The following is a 23,015-nucleotide window of genomic DNA, read 5'->3' as shown; positions in this document are numbered from 1 at the left end:
TCGAACTTTCTAGGTATGCCCCCTGCTCACGCGAATCGAGAACGCGTGGTCAATGGGCGTGACAAACGTCATCAGCACGCGAACGTGCTGCGGCGCTGGCTCGGCGTCGCGCATATTCCAGATGCGATGCGCGACCGCGCCGGGTTCGATGCGAATCACGTCGTCGCCGTAGCGCATCGCGCCGAAACCCTGCTTGAGAAAAATGATTTGCCCGGCGTGCGGTTTCAAACACGAATCCTGGGTCTCCCAAATTCCGCCCGGCGGAAAATCAAACGCGATTTGCGACACGACGCGGTCGAGTCCGTCGAGTGTTTGGTAGCGAAAATCGAAACCCTGGGTTGTCTCACGCGCGATGAGTGTGCTCGTCAGCGGCGGCAGCGTGCGAAGCGCGCGCTGTGGAATCATCGCTTCATATTGATCCGGTGGCACGGGACGACCGAGCGGTTGTTCGTACCCTGGTCGGCGCGGACGCCCCAACCCTTCTGAACGAAACGTCGCCGTGTCACCTTGCACATCGAGCGCGTCGCCGATGAACCAACCGCCGGCGGTGCCAAAATAATTCGCCGAGATTTTGACGGACGATAACTCGGCTTGCCCAAAACGCAGCGTCATCAAACGTGTCACGCCGCGAAAGAACGATGCGCTCAGCGCGTCGCGGCGTACGCGCCAGATGCCGTTGTGTGAAAAGAATCGAGCGAAATTTTCCGGCAGTGGCGCGCTCGTTTGCGCCGGCTCGCCGAATTTGAACATCACGTACGTCATCCATACTTCCGCACCCACGCCGCGCGCAGATGCCTTGTCCCACAGCCACTGTGCTGTGCGCGCGAACACCGGATTCGGAACGACCGATGCGTAATGCAAATACGCCGCCGCGAGTCCGAGCGGAACAATTGCCGTGCCATAATCTTGCCGGTGCGAAAGACCGGTCTCCATTGTGCCATCGGCGTGGAACAAATGCAAATTAAAATTTAGATTCGCGGCGACGGTTGGGCGCGCGGCGGGGCAATCCCAGTGGTCTGCCAACAACAACAACGAACGGTCGCACACGGAATCGTAAATACCGGAACTGCGTTCGATGTACGCGCCGTCGGCGTCAATATCGAATCCTTCGGCGAGATACGCTTCGATGACGGACCTGACCGGCAAATCGGGAAACAGCGCGCCGGCTTGTGCGAGCGCGGACGCGATCACCCAGCGATGGTTCGGCGTGTGAAATCCGCCGGTGAGCAATCCCGGCACGGCGAGCCGGACAAAGCGTTCGACCTTGCCGAGAAAATTCGCCCACGCTGAATCGCGTGGCGCGAGCGGACGACCCAGTTCGATGACCGCGCACAAACTCTGGACGGCAAAGCCGGTGTCGGGGCTGGAATCGTAATTGCAATCGCGCAGATCAATCAAGCCGCTGGGACGTTGCACGCGCAATAGGTACTCGATTGCCATCGTCGCGCGCGCGAGCAAATCCGCCGGCGCGATGCTGGGAACGTGGCGCCGCGCCTCGGCTTGATCGAGATACAAGTACGCGCACCCGGCGATAAACGGCGTGGTCGTGACGTGGCTGGGATCCGCCAAGCCCCATTCCGGGCGAATGATCCCGCCATAGTCGGGATGAGCGGGATCGGTGATTTGGCGCGGCAACGCGGCGACGATAGTTTGTTCGAGCGATTCAAGTACGTTAGTCAGAGTCAGCATCATTACAAGTGTTTACCACCAAAGATGAAAATGCCCACGAAGGTCACGAAGGGCGCCAAGAAAAAACTTTCGTGCGTCTTCGTGTCCTTCGTGGATAAGATTTCTACGCCGCCGCCAAATTCAGCCGCATCGCCTGCTCTACTTTTGGTAAAGTGCGAGCATCAAAATCAAGAACCCAAGTAAGAATGCAATGGGTATGATGATTATGAGCGCAAAACGCAACAGGTTCTTGCGTGCCGCAGGCGAGTTAGTCTGAGTTTGTGCTGCAATGAGTTTCTGCAATGAAGCCACATCGCCGGTGGAAAAGTTTTTTTCCAATTGCCCAAGTTCATTGATTGCCTTGATCCCGCGCCATAATCCCGATAAAGCCCAAGCATGAAAGACAACGCCTAACCATTCGCCAACCGCCAGGAATATCACAGCATCTAAAGCGTACAAAACCATTCCAATTACAACGATCCCTTTGAACCGCTTTCGTCCCAGCACTCCGCATATCGCAAAAATACCAGCAATGAAGAGATCCAAGCCAAAGCCAACAACGCGTATGGCTGTTCCTATCCCAGGGCTAAACTCGCGCGCAAGTGCTGAACTGAAAACATCAATAATCTGGGTCGCACCTAATCCAATTACGAACGTTAAGGAAACACCTGCAAAAAAGGTTGCCGAATTGATCAAGGACAATCCTGCGATCCAGAAGAACCAACCGATACCACCCTTTATTTGATTTTGTAGGGTGAGCATTTTTTGAACGACGGCAATTTGTGTCGCGTCTACAGAATTGGCAACGAGCAGCTCCATGGCATCCTCCAGTTTTTAATTTTTTCGTTCAAGCTTTGGTAATACGAACAACTCCTAACGAATTCTGACTCAAAGTTTGTCACGCTGCTAGGGAACGCTCTCCGGAGCGTTCCCGTTTGCACGACGGAACCAGGGAACAGAACGGCGTCTGTTCCCAAACTCACCCCGCCGCCAAGTTCAGCCGCATCGCCTGCTCGCCGTAGCGGACCTCCAACTGCGATGCCGGCAAATCGGCGACGCAGTACGGGTTATCGTAATGCTTGAATCCGGTGATCGCCGCGACCTGACCGTTGCGTTTGAAATCGCCTTGCCAACCAAACTCCAATGCCTCGCCGCGCAAGGTCGCGCAACGCACGGACAATCCGTCAAAGCGCACGTCGAGCGCGAGAATTTTTTCTTGGAACGCCGCGAAATCGCCGTCGAGCGCGGCGCGTCCCATGTGGCACACCCACACGTTTTCGTGACCGTACGAGCGCAACTCGCGGAACGCATTCTCGCCGCGCGTGATGAACTCCAAGCCGCGCGCCGCGGTGAGCGCGAGATAGCCATCGCCTTTGCGCGCGAACGCCCATCCGTCGCGCAACACGTACTCGTCGAACGCCCACACCGGAAAATACGCGTGCGTGAATCCCAGCCAATCGTTCGCCGGCGATTTGTGCACCGCGATAAGCACATCTTTCCACTGCGCGACGCGCGGCAGAATCACATTGCCGTGCCAAAAGCCGGGGCGATGTGAATTTTCTTCGCTGATGCAAGGCGGATGCGTGACAAAGACGACCGCATCGGGTCCCATTGTCGCTTGCCAAATGTGTTGCTGATACCCAGGTTCACCGGGATGATAGTCCTGCGCCGAGCAAAGCATATAGTCCGGCGTTTTGTACGTCACCTTGTTCACTTCCCAGTTGCCGGTTTCGCGGTCGCACCACGCTTCGAGTTGCCCGGCATGTCGTTCGCGATTCCACATTTCCCCAGAGGGGGGCAGGTCGGCGGCGATGTCGCCGATGATGAGCGGAAAGCCATAGTTCGACATACATGCCAAACTAACGGTCGCCAAAATCTTGTCGTTGAATGCGCCCATGCCCCACATCAAGCGACTGACGCCGGACGTGGATTCGCCGCGCGCGCCCTTGATATGTTGCGTGTACGTGCGTCCATGCGTCGAGCCGAACGCGCCCTTGAACGAATTGAGCGCCATCGTCAAAAACAGCTTGTCCATGATGACCGAAGCCAGGTCGAACACGGCATGGCTCTCCGCCAAATCCGCCAGATGCGCGAGCGCGAGCAGATCTTCTTCGAAATAACAATTCGAATCCCATTCGCGGAATCCGCCCGCGCCGCGCTTGCTCAACCAGGACAGCGCCATGCGTTCGCCTTTTTCGCGATGCCATTGTCCGGTCTGTCCGGCATTCGTAAAAATTCGATCTGGATAAAGTTGCCCCGCCAAAATTTCGCACGCGTGAAATAGAATCTGGTGGTTCTCGGACCAATAACACATCGCGTCGTCGCCTGGCTCGTCCATCCAATACTTGAAATTGAGTACACCGTCTTCAAACGGCTGCTTGAGCGATTCGGGAAAACTGGGATTGTTGCCGTACCGATACATCATGCCGAGCAAACCGACGAGAAAAAAGTCGCTGCAATCTTTGCGTTGATTGATCCCTTCAATCGTTTGCAGGATGACGTCGGTTGTCACGTCCGCCCAATAGCCCAGCGCCATCTTGGCGATTTCGGAAAAGACATTCGTCTCGCGTTGCGCCGCATCGGTCAACGCTTCGGTCCGGCGTTGTTCAAAATCGCCGTAGGGCGTTTCCGCGTATTTGTTTTTCACGGCAGTCAGCGCGATCTTGCGTTCGAGCCGCAGGTTGCCCTCGTAGTACTCGCGCGGTGACGGGATCAAAAAGATGTGGAACGCACCTTCGGGGACTTGGAACGGTGCGGCAAGCGCCAACGCGTGTCCCGCCGACGCGGTTGGGCATCCCTCGGAGTGAATCCACGCCGGTGGTTTTTGCAAACGAACTGTCAGCTCTGCCGAGGTTGCCAGATCGGGCGACCAATGCACCGTGATCTCGTCATCCCACACGAACGTATCGCGATCCAGGTAAGCCGCGACGATGGCTTTTTCGACGACCTGACGGCGCGCGACGCCTTCGTGCACGGTGGGGATGAAAACGTACGCCTCCAATGGCAAACCCAGGATTTGCAGCGCCATCGCGTACGGACATTCGCGCGCGGCGACTTCTTCAAAGCGTACCAGGATTTCGTTGTGCCCTTCGCGCAACTGGGCTTGAAACGAAACGCTGTGTGGAATCTGATGATGGAAATGTTCCTGGCGATGAACATGTTCGCCGCGCCCCGCGACCCACACATCCGCGGGACCATTCGTCGTCAGGATACACGTTACCGTTGTTGCCGCCGGACTCACGACGCGAGTGTACGCCCAGGTGCGGAGGTAATGGCACGTGTGATAAAACGCGGTGCGCTCGACAAAATGATCGTCGTCGCACCGGAAATAATTCCACTCGAGTTTCGCATCGCCGATCTCGAAAGGTTCAGTCTCCACCGGCGCTTGGGTCACGCCCGAATCGGTCTCGTGATAATGCCGGGCAATCTGCAATTTCCAATCCTCGCCTTGATAGCGTTCTAGGTCGAGCACAGGAATCGCTTGCGGACCAGCGACGAGCCAGTTGTGAACGTAACCTTTTTCGAGTTCGTAACGCGCATAGTGTACAGGCATGGATTCCTCTTCCTACGAGTAGTTTACTGCAAGGCGCGCAAGGCGATTTCGAGTCCGCCCAGCGACGCGAGCCACGCGGCGAGTGGAATCGCGGTGGTAATCGCGAATTTCTTCAATAATATGACAAGTCGCGAATCCGTCAAACTTGGCGCGCGTCGAGTTTGCGGTTGCGCTAACGCTTGCGCGGCAGATTTCTCATCGCGATGCGTGACGCTGGTGCGATAAACACTCTCCAGGAACATCACGTACACAAACGCGGCGAGACCACCCAGAAGAATACTCAACTGATTGACCAAGCCGAGCGCGTAACGGTCGCCGCCGAACACGGGCCACAGCGCGTTGACCGCCGAACGAAATTGGAGCAGTGCCACCATACACACCACGATGTTCATCAACCAGAGCAAATAGGCAAGAAAGAAAAGCGCAATGTCTTTCCACATCGGTGAGGAGTTGATCTCTGTTTTCATGGGGATGCCTCGCTCAAAAAAAATAACTGTGGATCGTGCGCCGCGTGGAGATAGGGCAGAGAGGGAAATGAAGGAACTGAGGGAAATCGGCGTGACTTTATTTCCCTCAGTTCCTTTATTTCCTTTTGTTTTCCCTGCCGCCTTCTACGCGCGATAGAGAACGCACCGCACTTTGTGCCCCGCCTCGACCTGGATGTTCGGCGGCTCTTGTTGGTCGCACACTCCACGAATCCGCTTGCCACACCGGGGATGAAACGAGCAACCCTTGGGAAGGGAATACGGGTCGGGTACCGTGCCGCGAATGGACTCGAGCCGTTGGTGCTCGCGCGCTTTCAGTCCCAAGCGCGGAATCGAACGCAAGAGCGCGGAGGTGTACGGGTGCTTGGGATTATGGAAAATCGTTTCCACATCCGCTTCCTCGACGACCTTGCCCATGTACATCACAATCACGCGCTCGCACATCTGCGCGACGACGCCGAGATTGTGTGTGATGTACATGATCGCCATACCCAGTTCTTGTTGCAACGAACGCATCAATTTCAAGATCTGCGCTTCGGTCGTCACGTCGAGCGCAGTCGTCGGCTCGTCGGCGATCAGCAAACTGGGATGGCACGAGAGTGCCATTGCGATGACCGCGCGTTGGCGCAATCCACCCGAAAGTTGGTACGGGTACGCGTCCACGCGTTGTTTGGGTTGCGGAAAGCCAACCAGGTTGAGCATCTCAATGGCTTTGGCGCGCGCCTCGACTTTGCCAACCTTTTGATGGAGCAAGATGGCTTCCATGATTTGATTGCCAATCGTGTGAACTGGACTAAGCGACGCCATCGGCTCTTGAGGCACGAGCGCAATCTCGCGTCCGCGAATACTCCTAATCTCGCTACCCATCGGATTGAGTTCAGTGAGTTTCACCAAATCGGTTACGGTAGAACCAGGTCTGGAATCAGCGGTGCGATGCAGCGTGATCTCACCTTCGACGATCCGTCCCGGCTTGGGCACAATCCGCAAGATCGAGCGCGCGGTGACACTCTTGCCGCAACCGCTTTCGCCCACAACGCCCAAAATTTGTCCGCGCGGGATGCTAAAGTCAACGCCGTCTATTGCTCTGACCGTACCTTCGTCAAGGAAAAAGTAGGTCTTGAGATTCTTGATTTCAATCAGTGTATTGTTTGCAATTGTCATTGATCGCCTCTTATCTCAAGGTTGAAGGATGAAGGACATAATTTCCCCTAGTTCCCCTAGTTCCCTTCTCCATCCTTCAATCTTCATCCTTCATCCTTTATCTCGCGTACGGATCCGCCGCGTCGCGCAAGCCGTCTCCCACAAAGTTGAATGCCAGAACCGACAAGACCACCGCAAAGCCCGGCACCAACACCCAGGGCGACAGCACCAGCGAGCGCACGTTCATCGCTTCTTGCAACAACACACCCCAACTGATCGCCGGGGGACGCAATCCCAGACCGATAAAACTCAAGCCCGTCTCTGCCAGAATCATTTCTGGGATTCGCAACGTCAGCGCCGCGATAATATAGCTCATGAACGATGGCAGCATGTGGCGCAAAATGATGCGCATCTCACTCGATCCGTTCAAGCGCGCGGCGAGCACGAAATCTTCCTCGCGCATCGCGAGGAATCGCCCGCGCACTACGCGCGCCAGCCAGGTCCATCCGACCAATGAAAGGATCACCGTGATGCCAAAGTACGTCTGCTCGACGGACAATCCTGCCGGCAACGCCGCACTGAGCGTCATCCACAGTGGAATCGTGGGAATGGTGCGGATGAACTCGATAACGCGTTGAATGACAATGTCCGCGCGACCGCCATAATACCCGGAGATGCCGCCCAGGACAACCCCAATTGCCAGACTGAGGAACACGCCGACCAAACCCAGCGATAGCGAAAGGCGCGCGCCGTGCGACACGCGCGAAAACATATCTCTGCCCAAGCGGTCCGTGCCGAACAAAAAGACGCCTTGCTGATCTTTTGCCTGAGGAACCCCAAATAGATGAATGTCCGTCTGCCACTGTCCGAGCAACTTGTATTGATATCCATGCACCCAGAATTCGATCGGATACCGGATACTGGTATCTTCCGTGTAGGTGATCGCGAGCGTTTGCGGATCCATCGCGCGCGTGTGCTGATAGACAAAGGGCAAATGAAAATCGCCCGCCGCGTCGCGGATGTGAATCGCCGTCGGCGGCACTTGCTTGAAGCGGAGCAATGCCTCGTCCGGGTCGTAGGGTGAGACGAACTCGCTAAAGACGGCAGTAAAATAAAATACAATCAGAACGACACTGCTGATCAGCGCCATTTTGTGTTTACGATAGCGCCACCACATCAGCTTCCATGGCGGGGCGACGTAAACCTGTTCGGCGGCTTTCTGAAGGTCTTCTTCCTCGAAGCCGATATCTTCGATTTCTTTTTCTGTTTTTCCTAGAACAGCCATGGCTTACCCCTCCACCCGGATACGCGGGTCCACCCACGCCAACAAGATGTCTGAGATGAGCGTGCCGACGACCGTCAATGCGCTCAACAATACCAAGAAACTGCCCGCCAAGTACATATCCTGTGACAGCAACGCGCGCAACTGCATCGGTCCCGTCGTTTGCAGACTGAGCACCACCGACATCAACGTGATGGATGAAATTCGGTTCGCCAGCGACCAACCGACCGTGCTAAAAAATGGATTCATCGCGACGCGCACCGGATATTTCCAGACCAAGCGTCCCTCCGTCAACCCTTTCGCACGCGCCAATTCCACGTAGGGTTTGTTCAGTTCATCGAGCAGATTAGCGCGTGTCGTTCGGATTTCACCCGCCGTATTTTCAATCGCGACGATCAAGCCCGGAATCCAGATGTGCTTGAGCAAATCCACAACTTTATCCCACGACCACGGCGCTTCCAAGTACTGCTGCGAGTATAGCCCGCCGACGTTCAAGCCAAGTTGAGTCTGTGCGAAATACATGACAATCAGTGCCCAGAGAAAAGCGGGCACGCCTACACCGACAAAACTGATCACCGACATGGCATAATCGGGTATTGAATACTGGTGCGTGGCAGAATAGACGCCGACCGGGATCGCGATCAACCAACTGACCAATAGCGAAAAGACCGCGAGCAGTACGGTCAAACCCAACCGCTCCCAGATCAGATCGCCGACCGGCTTTTGCCATTCCATGGATTGTCCCCAGTCGCCGCGCAGCACAATGCCTTCGACCCACTTCAAGTACTGCACATAGATCGGCTCGCCCAAGCCATAGCGATCCCGCATCGCATCAATCGCCTCTTGTTGAATGTTATCGCCCATGGTGCGTAACTGCGCGACATACGAGGTCAGGTAATCGCCCGGCGGTAGTTGGATCAGAACAAAAGAGATGATAGAGATCAGGAACAAAGTGGGAACCATGATCATAATTCGCCGCATTATATAAGCTACCATATACTGCCTCCATCAAAACCCTAAAGGTTGCGTAGGGGCGGGTAACCCCGCCCCTACTTGGGTCTGTTTCTCCAACAACTAAGCCATGTGCTTGCTGGGGTCGTCCCAGTAGTACGTCTCACTGCTGGCGAATTGCTCATCACCGGTTGGATCGTCATTCGGTAGACCGGGCGGATAGCCCTTGAAGCCGTTCTTCACGATGGTGGGCGTGGGCTGCTCGCCAAGAATGCCGATGTAGGGCAACTCGGTCGCCCAGACGTCGAGCAATTTCTTGAACGCCGTCGTCTGTTTCACGGGATCCGGTTCGACGATAACCTCCTCGTCCCAGATCTTCCAGATATTGCGAATCCAGTGATCTTTCGGCGGCTCGACCGCGTTCGGGTCCTGTGGGTTGAGATACCAGAGACCCCAAGCGACAGCCCATGGTCGGTCGGCGTTAAGACCGCGGAAGAGCTGAGCTTCTGGCACGATCGGCAACACCGTGCGGTCGCCGCCCCACCACGCCGCCTCGATGTCGTTGGCAGTATAGTGTGCGGTGTAGAGTGACCGCTCGGCATACTTGTAGGTTGCTTTGATGCCGATCTTGGCGAGGTCCTTGCTCACGAGCAACGCGGCATCTTCGGTTGGTGTACCGGCTTGGTCAGTTCCCTCGACAGTGAAGGTGATCGGTCCACTGCCATCCCTGTAGAGCCGGAAACCATTCGCATCTTTCTTGGTGTAGCCGGCTTCGTCCAGCAATTTGTTCGCCGTGTCGGGATCGTACTTGATGTAGGCATTGGACAGTTTTTCATAGTACTGCGGCGACATGGGGATCGGGCTGTACTGGCGCGGCTTGTACATGCCATTAAAGACCAACTGGTTGACTTGTTCCCGGTTGATCGCATGCGAAATGGCGATACGCGCGTTCCGTTGATTGAAGAATTCGGCAAGTGGCTTGTTCTTCGTCGTCAGGTTGAGCTGCATGGCAACGTGACCGGCGCCAATTCCCATGACCGTTTTGTAATCGCCCTTGGCTTCGCCGCTCTTGTAAAGCGCCAAGTTGGCGATGGTCATGTGACGATATTGCATGTCAATTTCGCCGTTGGTCACCCACAGATTGAGCACCTCAGGAGATTCAAACAGGCGATGCGTGACCTTGTCAATGTAGGGGAGTTGGTTGCCCTGCGGGTCTACGCCGAAGAAATAGGGATTGCGCTCCATGACGAAAAGCTCTTTTGACATTTCGCCTTTTGCGACCCATCCTCCGAGGTGCGGTCTGGCAATATTGAGATACCACCACTGCGCCCGATCCACGTAGAACTTTTCCCAACTGGCAAACCCGGCTTTTTTGTACTCTGCTTCCAGCGCCGCTTTGTCGGTCGTCGTATCTTCGTGGAATTTTGTCATAAAGTGGCTGGGTGTAACCGGACCCGCCGAGGAAGTGCCTCCCTGAGCGCCACGAACCATGTTGTAGATGAACATTGGCTTGGGCTTGTTGTACGTAAACTTGGCGGTGTACTTGTCCACGACTTCGAACTTGGCATAGGTCTTGTCGGGGTTCGCCCAGATCGTTTGCAGGCTGGCAGTCACCTTCTTGTTCAGCAACTCGTTCTTGTACCACCAGGCATAATCTGCGGTGGTGTGCTCCACGCCATCCGACCACTTGAGTCCCTCGCGCAGTTTGATGGTCCAGGTGGTGCCATCCTTGCTGACCTCCCAGGATTCAAGGACGCGCGGAACCAGGTTCAGGTTCTTGTCGAACCAAGCCCACCCACGGTCTACCAGTTTGGTGGGACCCCAGCGGTCCGAGACGCCATTGAACGCGCGCCGCCAGGTACCGCCGTGCTTGCCGGTGCCTTCGTACGATGCGACGACCCAGGGTTTCTTGGGCAGCCGGTTAGCAATAGCGGGCAACTTGCCGGCTTTCACCAAATCAGCCAGCATTGGAGCTTCCTTGTACTGCGCCGCCGGGGCTAGCGTCGGGGCGACGGTCCCCGGGGGCGCTACGGTTGCAGCGGGCGCGGTGGTCGGGGCTGGCGCACTGGTTGGGGCTGGCGCACTGGTCGGCGCCGGCGCTTTAGTGGGCGGCACCGGTGTCGCGGTTGGCGGTGCGGCGCAAGAGGCGATCACGGCGCCGGCTGCCACGACTCCCGACAACCGCAAAAACTCACGTCGAGTAATCTCGCGTTTCATTTTTCTTTTCCTCCTTTGGAAATCCTAGCGGTTTGCTTATCTTTAACGCGCTTGCCGTTTATTCTTTCGATTTGATCCTTGCCCACCTCCTTTCGCGATGACTTGGTTGCGCGTCTTGCGCAGGCAAACGCTCAGTTCGCCAATTTAGTTTGACCGAGAACGCCGATCAACTTTAATTCATCCGCGCGATGACAACTGACAAAATGATCGCGCGCGATTTCTCGCAAAGCCGGTTCTTCTGTCACGCACCGTTCGATTCGATATTGGCAACGCGGATGGAAATAACAGCCGCTTGGCGGATTCGCCGGGTCGGCAACTTCGCCTTGCAACACAATCGGCTCGGTCCGCAAGCGCGGGTCTGGTTTGGGCGCCGCCGAGAGCAACGCTTCGGTGTAGGGATGCCGGGGATTGATGTACAATTCCGTTGTCGCGGCGCTCTCCACCAATTTGCCCACGTACATCACTGCAACGCGGTCGCTGATATGTTCGACCACGCTCAAGTCATGGGAGATAAACAAATAAGTCAGCCGAAATTTTTCCTGGAGTTCCTTGAGCAGATTGAGGATTTGCGCTTGGACTGAAACGTCGAGCGCCGAGACCGGTTCGTCACAGACGACCAGTTGGGGATGCAGGGCGAGGGCGCGCGCAACGCCGATACGTTGGCGCTGTCCACCGCTAAAGGCGTGCGGATAGCGAGTCATGTATTCGGGACGTAAGCCGACGACGCGCAATAGTTCGGCGACGCGGTCTCTGAGTTCTTTGCCCTGCGCTACTTGGTTGACGTACAATGGCTCGCCAACAATTTCTAAAAGCGTCATGCGCGGGTTGAGCGAGGAATACGGGTCTTGGAAGATCAATTGCATATTCTGTCGCAACTGATTGAGCTGCGATTTGTCGAGCGCGGGAATGTTGACGCGTCCCAGGTTGCGATCGGTGAACCAAACTTCGCCGGCGGTTGGCTCATAGGCGCGCAACACCAATCGCCCGGTCGTGGTCTTGCCACACCCGCTTTCGCCGACTAGCCCAAGCGTTTCACCTTCGCGGATATAGAAACTCACCTTATCCACGGCTTTGACGTGTCCCACGGTTTTGGTCGCGAAAAAACCTCGTTTGATGGGAAAGTGCATTTTGAGGTCACGCACTTCGAGTAGCATCTTGTCGCCTTGTACATTCTCAGCCAATGGATTCCTCCTTGTGTGCCGCGCGCGCGCGTTCTAACACCGCAACGAAATCAGCATACATAACCGACTTGAGCAGATAACCATCCACGCCTTCTTGCCAATCTTCGGGCGGCTCACCCAGACACGAGTAAATGACAACGGGAACATGGCAGATGGCAGGTTCGGCTTTCAATCGGCGCACCACCTCCCAGTCCGTTGTCTCGACCAGTTCGATGTCCAGGATGATCAGAGTAGGTTCGAGGTGAAACGCCATGGCTAAAACGTCACCGCTCCGCGATACGTGGCTAGTCTCGAATCCACTCTCTTCGGAATAGCGTTTCAGGAGATAAGCGATATTGGGGTCATTGGCGCCAATTATGATTGTCTGAGACATAGGATTCTTCTCTCAAGAGACCAACCTTCGCCGTATCCCCAACTGAGGCAGAACTCAGCCCATAGGATCGGGTATTGCTGAGTACTCGCAGATAAATCGGAATGACGAAAAACGAAGACAATCAATTCTTCGCGCTACAGGAAAATACCAATACAAGTTTAATCTAGTTTCGCGTCCGAATCCTCTGTTTTTAGGACATTCACTTGGGATTTTGGAACAAGAATGTGCGTGAGAGCCAAACAAAAAACTGACCCGTCCGTGGGTCAGTTGTGAAATATTTTCAGTTCTTGGCTATTGCCGTGACGAGCAGTGTGTAGATTGTCGGCTCATCGTAACGCCGCGTTTTGCCGCCGCTGATAATCGCGGGGAGACATTCCAATCTCACGCCGAAAAGCGTCTGTGAAATAGTTGCTACTCGAAAAACCAACCGCTTCGGCAACTTGCGTGATGTTTTGATCTCCCGCTTCTAGAAGCTGTTTGGCTTTTTTAACTCGAAAGCGGTTGAGATAGGTAATCGGGGAGATGCCCATTTCCAAATGGAAACAGCGCGTCAAATGCCGCGCACTGACGCCGACGTAGGAAGCCATATCGTCGCGTGAAATGGATTCGGCGTAATGTTCGTGAATAAAAGCCATCACTCTGCCAACCATGCGCCGGGTTTCACTGCCGAGTCGCTTGTTCCGCGCCAAGGTTTGCTTGATGTGCTCCAGCGTTTCCTCGGCAGTGAACAACCCCTTTTGCAATACCGCGGCGACACCGCGATTCAATTGCGCCATTTCTTTTAGAGTCAGCGCCTGCGCGGTCAATACGATCACCGGAATGCCGCGCGATTTTTCGTTCTCTTGCATCTCCGCCAGAACGCCCATTCCATCCAGTTCAGGCATCATCAGGTCAAGCAAGACGAGCGCCGGCATTTCTTGGCGCATGATCTCCAATGCGATACGTCCGTTCGCCGCCTCAAGCACGCGGCAATCCGGCAAAAAGGTCCGCACGATGCGCGTGTGCATTTCCAAAATACTCGGATCGTCATCTACGACCAGGATCACGCTTTTTTCATCGCGCTGGTTGACCCTCAGCCCGTATCGTTGTAAAGCGCGCGCCAATGCCGCCGTGCCCATCGGCTTGGACAAATAGTCCAGGGTCAGCATCGCGCCGGTATCTGGCTCTTGGAGCGAATAGAACAACACCGGAATGTCTTGGGTAACCGGATTGTCCTTGAGCATTTCGATGAGTTGCCAGCCGCGATCTGAAGCCGGTTCATAATCCAACACCACCGCGCCGGGCAATTGCGCCAACACCTGGGCTAACCAATCCGGGTTCGCGTCAATGTCCAGGCGACGGACTTGAAATCCTTCGCGCGCCAAGTATTCTTGCAATCGCGTGCCACTGGCGGCGCGTTCATTCAACAACAAGACCGCGTCTGGGTTCGCTTTCGGGAGCGCGCGCTCCGGCGACGGCTCACGCATGACCGGCAAGGTAAAATAGAAAGCAGAGCCGCCATTTTCGTCGCCCGATGAATGAACCCCAATCTGCCCGCCGTGGAGTTCCACCAATTGCCGGCAAATTGCCAGCCCAATGCCAAGTCCGCCATATCCGCGCGCGACGGTCCGCTCCGATTGCCGGAATTCGTCGAAGATCGCTTCTTGCTCTGACTTGGGCACACCCAAGCCGGTATCGCTCACTCTGACCGTGATGGTCGCGTCGTGGACGGCGACCTGAAGCTTGACCCAGCCATGCGTGGTGAACTTGACCGCATTCGCCACCAAATTCAGCGCCACTTGTTGCAAACGCGATGGATCGCCGTACACCATTGGCAGTCGCTCCGGCATCTCGATCTGCCAAGCCAATCCCTTATCCCGCGCCATCTGTTCGCCCACCAGTGCGACCGTCTTCAGGGTCTCACCCAGGTTGAGCGGCTCTTTCGTCAATTTCAATTGTCCCATCTGACTGCGGGTGAGATCCAACACATCGCGCACCAGGTTGCCCAGATGTTGCGCGCTGAGATGAATGCGCGCCAGGTCCGACCGATAGGGTTCCGGCAAGGGTGGGCGATTGCTGGAACCTTCGCGCAACATCATCTCGCTCAAGCCGACGAGCAACACGAGCGGCGTCATCAATTCATGGCTGACCATCGAAAGAAAACTACTCTTGAGACGGTCGGCTTGCTCCGCCAAATGCCTGCCTTCTTGCGCAGCTTGTTGCGCTTCCAGGGCTTGCCGGTAGAGGCGCGCATTTTGCTCTGCCAGCATTACGCCTTTGAGTGTGGTACTGATTTCGTCGCGTAACACCTCGTACAGGTCGCCGATGGGTCGTTGCGCGAACATGATCAGACCCAGTTGCTCGTCTTGAAAATAAAGCGGCGCGATCAACATGTGCCGCGGTTTGTTGATGAGCAGATCGTTGCCCATTGCTAGTTGCCGCGACTGCACGCGCCGCCCACCTAATCCCAGGTCGCGACGCCCGTTCTCATCAAACGCCAACACGAGGCGACACCACTCGGTCGGATTGGCGGGGTCCTCGTACAACGCGAGATAACAGCTCGCGATGCCGAGATGCGGTAACTCTTCCGCTAAGACATTCATCAACTCGGGCACGCTGGTCATCGTCGCGAGTCCGTGGTTGATTCGGCGCAGACGGATGGTTTGCTGACGCGCCAGCCATTCTTGATACGCGCGCGTTCGGCGCGAGCGTTCGCCAATCATGACCCTGGCTTGGTGCCAAAGGTCTTCGGCGCGCATCAGTGTGGGCTGATCGTTCAGCAAGGTCGGGAGGAGTTGATGCCGCAACGCCGACACCGCCATTTGCCAGACGGAAATATCGCCTCCGAGCGTGACGACTTGGCGCAAGATTCTTTCCAGGGTCGGCAAAAAGATGTCCGGTGCTTTGCCCTCCAACTCATCCCAAAATGCGTCGAGGAATTGGGCAAGTGATTCCGGCAAACGTTCCTTTTCCTCAATCGTTTGCTCAAGGATTGCCAAACACTGTTCACGTGTGACGTTCCCAGGTGTCATCATCGTCGTCTGCTCGAACGAAGGCGACTTGCCCCTGGCTTGCATCACCGCGGGATCTTGGCAGCCGCACGATTGGCGCACGACCAGGTGTGTGGGCAACAGGACTTGATCGGGAACCGGCTCGCCCGCCAACATGGACAACATCAACTTGGCGGCTTGGCGTCCGCGTTCGTACATGCGCCAGGGCACAGTCGTCAACAGCGGTGTGACAACTCGGCTCAGTGGTGTATTGTCGAAACCGACGACCGACACATCCTCCGGCACGCGGATTCCGCGCGCATGCAAAATCTCCATGGCTTCGACCGCGAGGTTATCGTTGACGCCCACCACCGCGTCAAAACTCGTGTGGTGTTGATCGAGCAGCGTGTGCATCATCGCCGCGCCACCCGAACTAAACCATTTGTTCGGCGGCGAAACCAATTCGGGGATGAAAGGCAAGCCGTATTCTTTCAACACATCGAGATAAGCGCGATAGCGTTCCTGGGCATCGCGGTGACCTTCTGGACCGCGAATAAAAACGAGACGGCGCCGTCCATGGATCGTAATCAAGTGAATCAGGGCTTCGCGCATGCCTTGATAACTATCGAGGAGAACACTGGGGATACCGTTCACCACGACGCCGATGCTCACCATCGGGAGTGGACGATAACGCGCGCAAAACAGTTCGACGCTCTCAAGACCGACGTAGCTAAATAACGACGAAGTCCAGATGATCAAACCATCCAGACCAGTCTTGTCAATCATATCGTAGACGACATTGCCGCGCTTGGAGAAATCGAGAGGATCGTCAAGATAGCCGCCGGTAAAGCACAACAAGTCGCCGCCCTGCGCTTGAATCGTATCGGCGATGCCGGGCCACAGACTGGAGCGCGAATCACCCGCGACATTATCCAAAATAACGCCAATCGTGAGGCGTGTGCGAGCAGAAGAGTCGGTCATGGATTTATTCTCGTTCGCATATAAACTATCTCTATGCGCGATTTTGTTCCAAAATCTCGAATGAATGTCCCAAAAACAGAAGACTCGCACCGCAAACCGCGCTAAACTTGGAGCGAATGCGTCTTGCGCCGATTCCCTTGTTCTTGAAATCTGCTAAAAGTATAAGGCAGAATATAGAGCGTGTCAAAAACGACGCGACCGAATTGTGCGACGGAGTATGCCGGTGAAAAAACATTTCGACTTGCTCGACGCGAACGCACGCGACTTGTTCGTCGCTGCGATGCGATGGATGGAAAGCCATTGGGACGAGGCGGCAGGTCTGTTGGGGAACCCAGGCGACGACGATCACGCCACACCGTACCATTCGATTCGCGGGAGCGTGTGGTACGCGTTCGGCTTGCTGATGCGAAACAGCGCCGGCGATGTCGCGCGCGCGGTGCGCGTGATGGACACGGTGCTCGATTACCAGTTCGATGCGCCGGGGCGCGTCTTTCACGGCACATTCTTTCGCGCGCCGGAAGAACCGTACCCGCCCGCCGATGCCGTGATCTGGCGCGATTACGATCCGAACTGGCGCGAATTCATCATCACCGCGCTCGCGCTCGTACTTTTTGAGTACACGGAGCAATTACCGGAAACGCTGACGCAAAAAATGGACGGCGCGATTCGTAAAGCAGTCGCCGGCGCGCTCGCGCGCGGATTGAGCGCGTCGTACACGAACATCGCGCTGATGTACGCGTTTATGCTTTGCTTCGCCGGCAAACGCTTTGACGAACCGGCGTGGTTTGCCGAAGGCGAACGCATGGCGCGCGAGGTGTACCGCCTCTTCAAGCAACACGACGCATTTGCCGAATACAACTCACCGACGTATTATGGCGTTGATGTGTACGCGCTCGCGCTGTGGCGGTCATATCCCGCGCTCTCGCCTCTGCTCGCGCAACTCGGCAGTGAGATGGAAGCGACGCTCTGGCGCGACATCGCGCAATTCTATCACGCCGATTTGCGAAATCTCGCGGGTCCGTATGATCGCAGTTACGGCATGGATCTCTGTCGCTACATCTCCGTCATTGGAATTTGGATGCGGCTGGCAACGGATAAACAACTCGCGCCATTCCCGAACACGGATCATCCTTTCGATCACGAACACGATATTGGCTTCGTTCCGTTGGTCGCGTTCCTCGGCGCGAATGTGCCCCCCGATGCGCTCGAACATTTCGTCGCGTTTCGCGGCGAACGCCAGGTCGAGCACGTTCTTGCGGATGCGCCGCGTTGCGTGGCAACCGCGTGGCTCGGCAAAGACCGGATTATCGGCGGCGAGTTTACGAGTCGCACCGCGCCGCAATCGAATCAACTGCATCCCGCGACGATCCATTGGCGCGTGGATGCCGAACACGTTGGCTGGGTGCGCGCGTTCTATCTCGAACCGGTGGATGCGCGCGCGAGCAAAAATCGTTTGGAGATGACGACGACGAGCGAGATCGCGTTTCTCGTTCACGCGCCCGGCGCGCGCATCGCACAAATTGCGCGCGATACCTGGGATTTGCCCGGCTTGTCCCTGCGCGTCGAAACGAATGCCGCCGAGTTTGACGTTCAACCGCGCGAGGATTGCTTCGAGGTGCGTTACATCGTCGCGCCGGGGCAGGCGATCAATTGCGTGTTGAACTGCGAAAGCAATTAGCTTATCGGTATCAGATTTCTTTTCGCCGCCGAAGCGCGCACACTTCGCAACACGCAAGATTTCTTCTGCGAATTTCTGTGTGGTTCTGCGGCGACAAGGGGTATTCCTTCCATGACCAAAATCGCCTTGATTGGCGCGGGTAGTATCGTCTTTACGCGTAACCTGTGCAGTGATATTCTGCTCACACCCGTACTCCAGGATTGCACGCTCGCGCTGATGGATATTGACCCAGTGCGACTCGAACGCAGTCGCAATCTCGTGCAAGCGATGATTGACCAGCGCGGACTCTCCGCGCGCGTCCAAGCCACACTCGACCGGCGGCAAGCCGTGCAAGACGCGCAGTACGTGATCACCACTTTTCAACAGGGCGGACTGGATGCGTACGCGCTCGACATCGAGATTCCGAAAAAGTACGGCGTCGAACAATGCGTCGGCGACACGTTGGGACCGGGCGGCGTCTTTCGCGGCTTGCGAACGATCCCAGTTCTCCTGGATTTGTGCGACGAGATGGACGAACTTGCCCCCGACGCGTTGCTCCTCAACTACGTCAATCCGATGGCAATCAACTGCTGGGCAATCGCCGATGGTACTGGTCGCCCGCACGTGGGACTGTGCCATAGCGTGCAAGGCACCGCGGAGATGTTGGCGCGATGGATTGACGTGCCGTTCGAGCAAGTTTCGTTCTTGTGCGCGGGCATCAATCACCAGTCCTGGTTTCTCGAATTTCGCGATGGCGCACAAGACCTTTACCCGCGCATCTCGCAAGCACTGGAACGTCAAGAAATTATGGACGAAGAACCGGTGCGCGGTGAGTTGATGAAGAACCTGGGTTACTTTGTCACCGAGTCGAGCGGTCACGCGAGCGAGTACGTGCCGTACTTTCGCAAAACCGCGCGCAATGTCGAAGAAGAACTAGCGCCCCGTTTCAAAAACTCGGCAGATGCCTGGTTCGACTTTGGGCGCACGGGCGGCTACTTGCGCCACTGCCAAGCCCGCGTCCATCGCGCCGAGCAAGAATTTCAAGAACTGATCCAAGGCGTCAAAAATCTGCCGACCCAGCGCACGCACGAGTACGGCTCGTACATCGTCGAAGCGATGGAAACGAATCAGCCCGCGCGTATCAATGGAAATGTGCCCAACACCGGTCTGATCACAAACTTGCCTGACGGTTGTTGCGTTGAAGTGCCTTGCCTGGTAGATTGCAACGGTGTCCAAGGTGTGGTCGTGGGCAATCTGCCAACGCAATTGGCGGCGGTCAACCGTACCAATATCAACGTGCAAGAGCTGGCGGTCGAGGCATCCTTGACCGGGAACAAGGACGCGGTGCATTATGCCGTGATGGCGGATCCGCTCACCGCCGCCGTTTGCACCCTGCCCCAAATCCATGCGCTGGTGGACGAGATGTTAGAGGTGCAAGCCCGGTGGTTGCCTCAGTTCCAAGGTTAGCATCAAGCCCTGAGTACGTTGGCGATGTCGGATTAGCTATAGAGCACATAGACGCTTCGCACATGGAGAAATTCATTTTGTTTTCTCTATGCTCTCGATGTTCTCTATGGCGAAAAAACAATTCATAACGGAGAGTTTATGAAACCTTCACCCATCGTCCGCTTTTCTGCGATTGGCATCAATCACAACCACATCTACGGTCAGGCGCGCTTGCTTTTGCGCGCGGGCGCAGAATTCGTTTCGTTCTACGCGCCGGAACCAGACCTCATCCCGGAATTCGCCAAAGCATTTCCGCAAGCGCGCCTAGCTTCGAGCGCGCAAGAAATTTTGGACGACGAAAGTATTCAACTCGTCATCAGCGCGGGCATCCCGTGCGACCGCGCGCCGCTCGGAATTAAAGTCATGCAACACGGCAAGGATTACATGACTGACAAGCCCGGCTTTACCACGCTCGAACAACTTGCCGAGGTGCGCCGTGTCCAAGCCGCAACGAAACGCATCTACTCGATTTGTTTCAGCGAACGCTTGGAAGTGCGCGCCGCCATCCAAGCCGGTGAATTGATCCAAGCTGGCACGATCGGCAAGGTCGTGCAGACGGTCGGCTTGGGACCGCATCGCATCAATCCACCCGTACGTCCCGACTGGTTTTATCAGCGCGCCAAGTACGGCGGCATCCTCGCCGACATTGCGTCGCACCAAGTTGACCAATTCCTGTTCTACACCGGCTCGACCCAAGCCGAGGTCGTCGCGTCCCAGGTCGCGAATTTCAATCACCCGCAATTTCCGGAATTGGAAGATTTCGGCGATATGCTGTTGCGAAGCGACCAGGGCGCAGGGTACATTCGCGTGGACTGGTTTACGCCGCAAGGGCTAGGCATGTGGGGCGATGGTCGCCTGACGATCATCGGCACGGACGGTTACATCGAATTGCGAAAATACATTGACATTGCCGGGCGCGCGGGCGGCGATCACCTCTTCCTCGTTGATCAAAAAGGCATTCGCTATTTCGATTGCAGCCAACACGATTTGCCGTACGGTCCGCAACTCATCGCGGATGTTTTGAATCGCACGGAAACCGCGATGCCGCAAACGCATTGCTTCCTCGCGTCGCAACTCGCGCTCGAAGCCGAAGCCAACGCGCAGAGATTGGGATATTTGTCATAGAATCCAGGTTTCTTTAAGAAACCTGGATTCTGGAAGATATTGATTCACGAAAGGAATAAACGATCATGGTTCAAGTCGCAATCATCGGAACCGGCGGAATTTCGGACAGCCACATTTGGGGCTATCTCGAATTCCCGGAAAAATGCGAAATTGTCGCGCTCGTGGATATTTATCCGGAGAAAGCGGTTCAGAAAGCGGAAAAGTATGGACTGAAAGCCAGGATTTACAACGATCATCGTTTGCTGTTGAACGACGGCGATTTCGACCTGGCTTCGATCTGCACGCCGCCGTACGTTCATGCCGAGATCGCGATCAATTCGCTCAATGCCGGCAAGCACGTGCTCGTCGAAAAACCGATGGCGACCTCGCTGCAAGAATGCGATCAGATGCTGAACGCCGCGCAAGCGAACGGCAAACTGCTTTCGATTGTCGCGCAAAATCGCTTCAAGACTCCGAACTGGAACTTGAAAAAGATGGTCGAGCAGAATGTCATCGGCAAAATCGTTCACGCGCAGGTGGACTCGTTCTGGTGGCGCGGACAAAACTATTACGACCTGTGGTGGCGCGGCACCTGGGGCAAGGAAGGCGGCGGTTGCACGCTGAATCACGCCGTTCATCAGATTGATCTTTTTCAATGGATCATCGGGATGCCCGCCGAATTGCAAGCGGTCATCGCGAACGTCGCGCACGACAATTCCGAGGTCGAAGATTTTTCGACGACCGTGCTCCGATACGCGAACGGTGGCATCGGACAGATCACCGCATCGTTGTTGCATCACGGCGAGCCGCAACAATTCGTGATTCAAGGCGAGCGCGCGACCATCGCCGCGCCCTGGAAAGTCGTCGCGTCCAAACAAAAAGAAAACGGTTTTCCCGAACCCGATCCGGCATTGGCGACAGAAATCCAAGCGCGGTACGACCGATTACCCGAATTGGCTTACACCGGTCACACCGGGCAAATCGCGAACGTGCTCGCGGCGCTGGAAGGCAAAGAGGATTTGCTGATTGATGGTCACGCCGGGCGACGCACGATTGAATTGATCACCGCGATTTATTATTCCGGCACGCACGGCGAAAAAGTAAAATTGCCGCTGACGCCGAGCAATCCGTTCTACACGACCGAAGGCATTCTCGCGCACGCGCCGCGCTTTCACCCAAAGACCAAGAGCGTCGAGAATTTTGCGGACGATGCAATCATCGTCGGCGCATCGAGCGACCAACCATCCCAGGAGAAACCCAGTGCCGATTCGCGCGATCATTCTTGATGTGGGCGGCGTGATTCTGCATGAGCGCGATCACACCAAGCGATTCGAGTGGGAGGCGCGTCTCGGATTGTCCCAGGGTCAATTGACGCGCCTCGTACTCGATTCCGAACCGGCGAAACACGCCGCGTCGGGTCTAGTCGCCGAACCTGAGGTGTGGCGCGCGGTCGGCAGCCAACTCGGATTGAGCGATGAACAGACCTGGGAATTACAACGCGATTTCTGGTCGAGCGAGCAACTCGATACTGTCTTCGTCCAGTTCCTCCAGGGTTTGCGCCCGCCGTACAAGGTCGGCATTTTGAGCAACGCGTGGTCGGACGCGCGTTCGATCCACAATTCCAAATTCAAGTTCGATGCGTGGATGGATGGCGCAATCTATTCTGCCGAAGTCAAACTGCTCAAGCCCGACCCGCGCATCTACGAACTTGCCTTGTCGCAGCTCAATCTGCCGGCGGATGCGTGCGTGTTCGTAGACGACAAGTTGTCGAACGTGCAGGTCGCGCAGACGCTGGGTATGTGCGGCGTTTGGTATCGCGACACGCCGCAAACGATTCACGACATCCAGACATGTCTGAATGGACACGTCGCACCATGAGTACTAGAAACCAGGTTTCTTGAAGAAACCTGGTTTCTAGTACAAATCTGACACGAGGAAACATCATTGT

The 23,015-nt window shown here is 56.0% G+C and carries 16 protein-coding genes; 5 read left to right on the top strand and 11 right to left on the bottom strand.

Going from position 1 to position 23,015, the window contains the following annotated elements; all coding sequences use genetic code 11:
* Positions 1 to 9 precede the first annotated feature (9 nt).
* From HY868_11130 to HY868_11080, 11 genes are all read right to left on the bottom strand, one after another.
* Positions 10 to 1,689, bottom strand: coding sequence for a hypothetical protein (locus tag HY868_11130; GenBank protein ID MBI5302681.1), 1,680 nt, complete (start codon positions 1,687 to 1,689; stop codon positions 10 to 12).
* A gap of 138 nt (positions 1,690 to 1,827) precedes the next feature.
* Positions 1,828 to 2,487, bottom strand: coding sequence for a hypothetical protein (locus tag HY868_11125; GenBank protein ID MBI5302680.1), 660 nt, complete (start codon positions 2,485 to 2,487; stop codon positions 1,828 to 1,830).
* A 160-nt stretch (positions 2,488 to 2,647) separates the two neighbouring features.
* The gene (locus HY868_11120; protein ID MBI5302679.1) at positions 2,648 to 5,221 is read right to left on the bottom strand and encodes a hypothetical protein; all 2,574 of its coding nucleotides are present in this window, start codon (positions 5,219 to 5,221) and stop codon (positions 2,648 to 2,650) included.
* A gap of 23 nt (positions 5,222 to 5,244) precedes the next feature.
* Positions 5,245 to 5,688, bottom strand: a complete 444-nt coding sequence (locus tag HY868_11115) for a hypothetical protein (GenBank protein ID MBI5302678.1) — start codon at positions 5,686 to 5,688, stop codon at positions 5,245 to 5,247.
* 144 nt (positions 5,689 to 5,832) lie between these two features.
* Entirely contained in the window at positions 5,833 to 6,867 is a 1,035-nt protein-coding gene (locus HY868_11110) for an ABC transporter ATP-binding protein (GenBank protein MBI5302677.1), read from the bottom strand.
* Positions 6,868 to 6,964: 97 nt separating this feature from the next.
* On the bottom strand, positions 6,965 to 8,131 hold the full coding sequence (locus HY868_11105; protein MBI5302676.1) for an ABC transporter permease: 1,167 nt from the start codon (positions 8,129 to 8,131) through the stop codon (positions 6,965 to 6,967).
* 3 nt (positions 8,132 to 8,134) lie between these two features.
* Positions 8,135 to 9,124, bottom strand: coding sequence for an ABC transporter permease (locus tag HY868_11100; protein MBI5302675.1), 990 nt, complete (start codon positions 9,122 to 9,124; stop codon positions 8,135 to 8,137).
* 78 nt (positions 9,125 to 9,202) lie between these two features.
* Positions 9,203 to 11,296: an ABC transporter substrate-binding protein gene (locus HY868_11095; GenBank protein ID MBI5302674.1), complete on the bottom strand. Its 2,094-nt coding sequence runs from the start codon at positions 11,294 to 11,296 to the stop codon at positions 9,203 to 9,205.
* Between the two features lie 131 nt (positions 11,297 to 11,427).
* A complete protein-coding gene (locus HY868_11090) occupies positions 11,428 to 12,450 on the bottom strand; it encodes a dipeptide ABC transporter ATP-binding protein (GenBank protein MBI5302673.1) in 1,023 nt (340 codons plus the stop codon).
* Positions 12,451 to 12,469: 19 nt separating this feature from the next.
* A complete protein-coding gene (locus HY868_11085) occupies positions 12,470 to 12,850 on the bottom strand; it encodes a hypothetical protein (GenBank protein MBI5302672.1) in 381 nt (126 codons plus the stop codon).
* 326 nt (positions 12,851 to 13,176) lie between these two features.
* On the bottom strand, positions 13,177 to 16,800 hold the full coding sequence (locus HY868_11080; protein ID MBI5302671.1) for a substrate-binding domain-containing protein: 3,624 nt from the start codon (positions 16,798 to 16,800) through the stop codon (positions 13,177 to 13,179).
* 223 nt (positions 16,801 to 17,023) lie between these two features.
* Between HY868_11080 and HY868_11075 the strand changes: the two genes are divergently transcribed.
* The 5 genes from HY868_11075 to HY868_11055 all read left to right on the top strand — a co-directional run bounded on the left by HY868_11075 (position 17,024) and on the right by HY868_11055 (position 22,945).
* Complete coding sequence (locus HY868_11075) at positions 17,024 to 18,478, top strand: hypothetical protein (GenBank protein MBI5302670.1); 1,455 nt, start codon at positions 17,024 to 17,026, stop codon at positions 18,476 to 18,478.
* A 111-nt stretch (positions 18,479 to 18,589) separates the two neighbouring features.
* Positions 18,590 to 19,924 carry an alpha-glucosidase/alpha-galactosidase gene (locus tag HY868_11070; protein ID MBI5302669.1) on the top strand — a complete coding sequence of 445 codons (1,335 nt, stop codon included), beginning with the start codon at positions 18,590 to 18,592 and terminating at the stop codon, positions 19,922 to 19,924.
* A 138-nt stretch (positions 19,925 to 20,062) separates the two neighbouring features.
* On the top strand, positions 20,063 to 21,088 hold the full coding sequence (locus HY868_11065; GenBank protein MBI5302668.1) for a Gfo/Idh/MocA family oxidoreductase: 1,026 nt from the start codon (positions 20,063 to 20,065) through the stop codon (positions 21,086 to 21,088).
* Positions 21,089 to 21,153: 65 nt separating this feature from the next.
* The gene (locus tag HY868_11060) at positions 21,154 to 22,353 is read left to right on the top strand and encodes a Gfo/Idh/MocA family oxidoreductase (protein MBI5302667.1); all 1,200 of its coding nucleotides are present in this window, start codon (positions 21,154 to 21,156) and stop codon (positions 22,351 to 22,353) included.
* Positions 22,328 to 22,945 (top strand): HAD family phosphatase, encoded by a 618-nt coding sequence (locus HY868_11055; GenBank protein ID MBI5302666.1) that lies wholly within the window; start codon positions 22,328 to 22,330, stop codon positions 22,943 to 22,945. Before HY868_11060 ends, HY868_11055 begins: the two co-directional genes overlap by 26 nt.
* Positions 22,946 to 23,015 lie beyond the last annotated feature (70 nt).

The organism is Chloroflexota bacterium, assembly GCA_016219275.1.
In the GTDB taxonomy this organism is placed as follows: domain Bacteria; phylum Chloroflexota; class Anaerolineae; order UBA4142; family UBA4142; genus JACRBM01.
The sequence above is the reverse complement of the archived record's forward strand: the minus strand, read 5'-3'. Positions and strand labels throughout refer to the sequence as shown.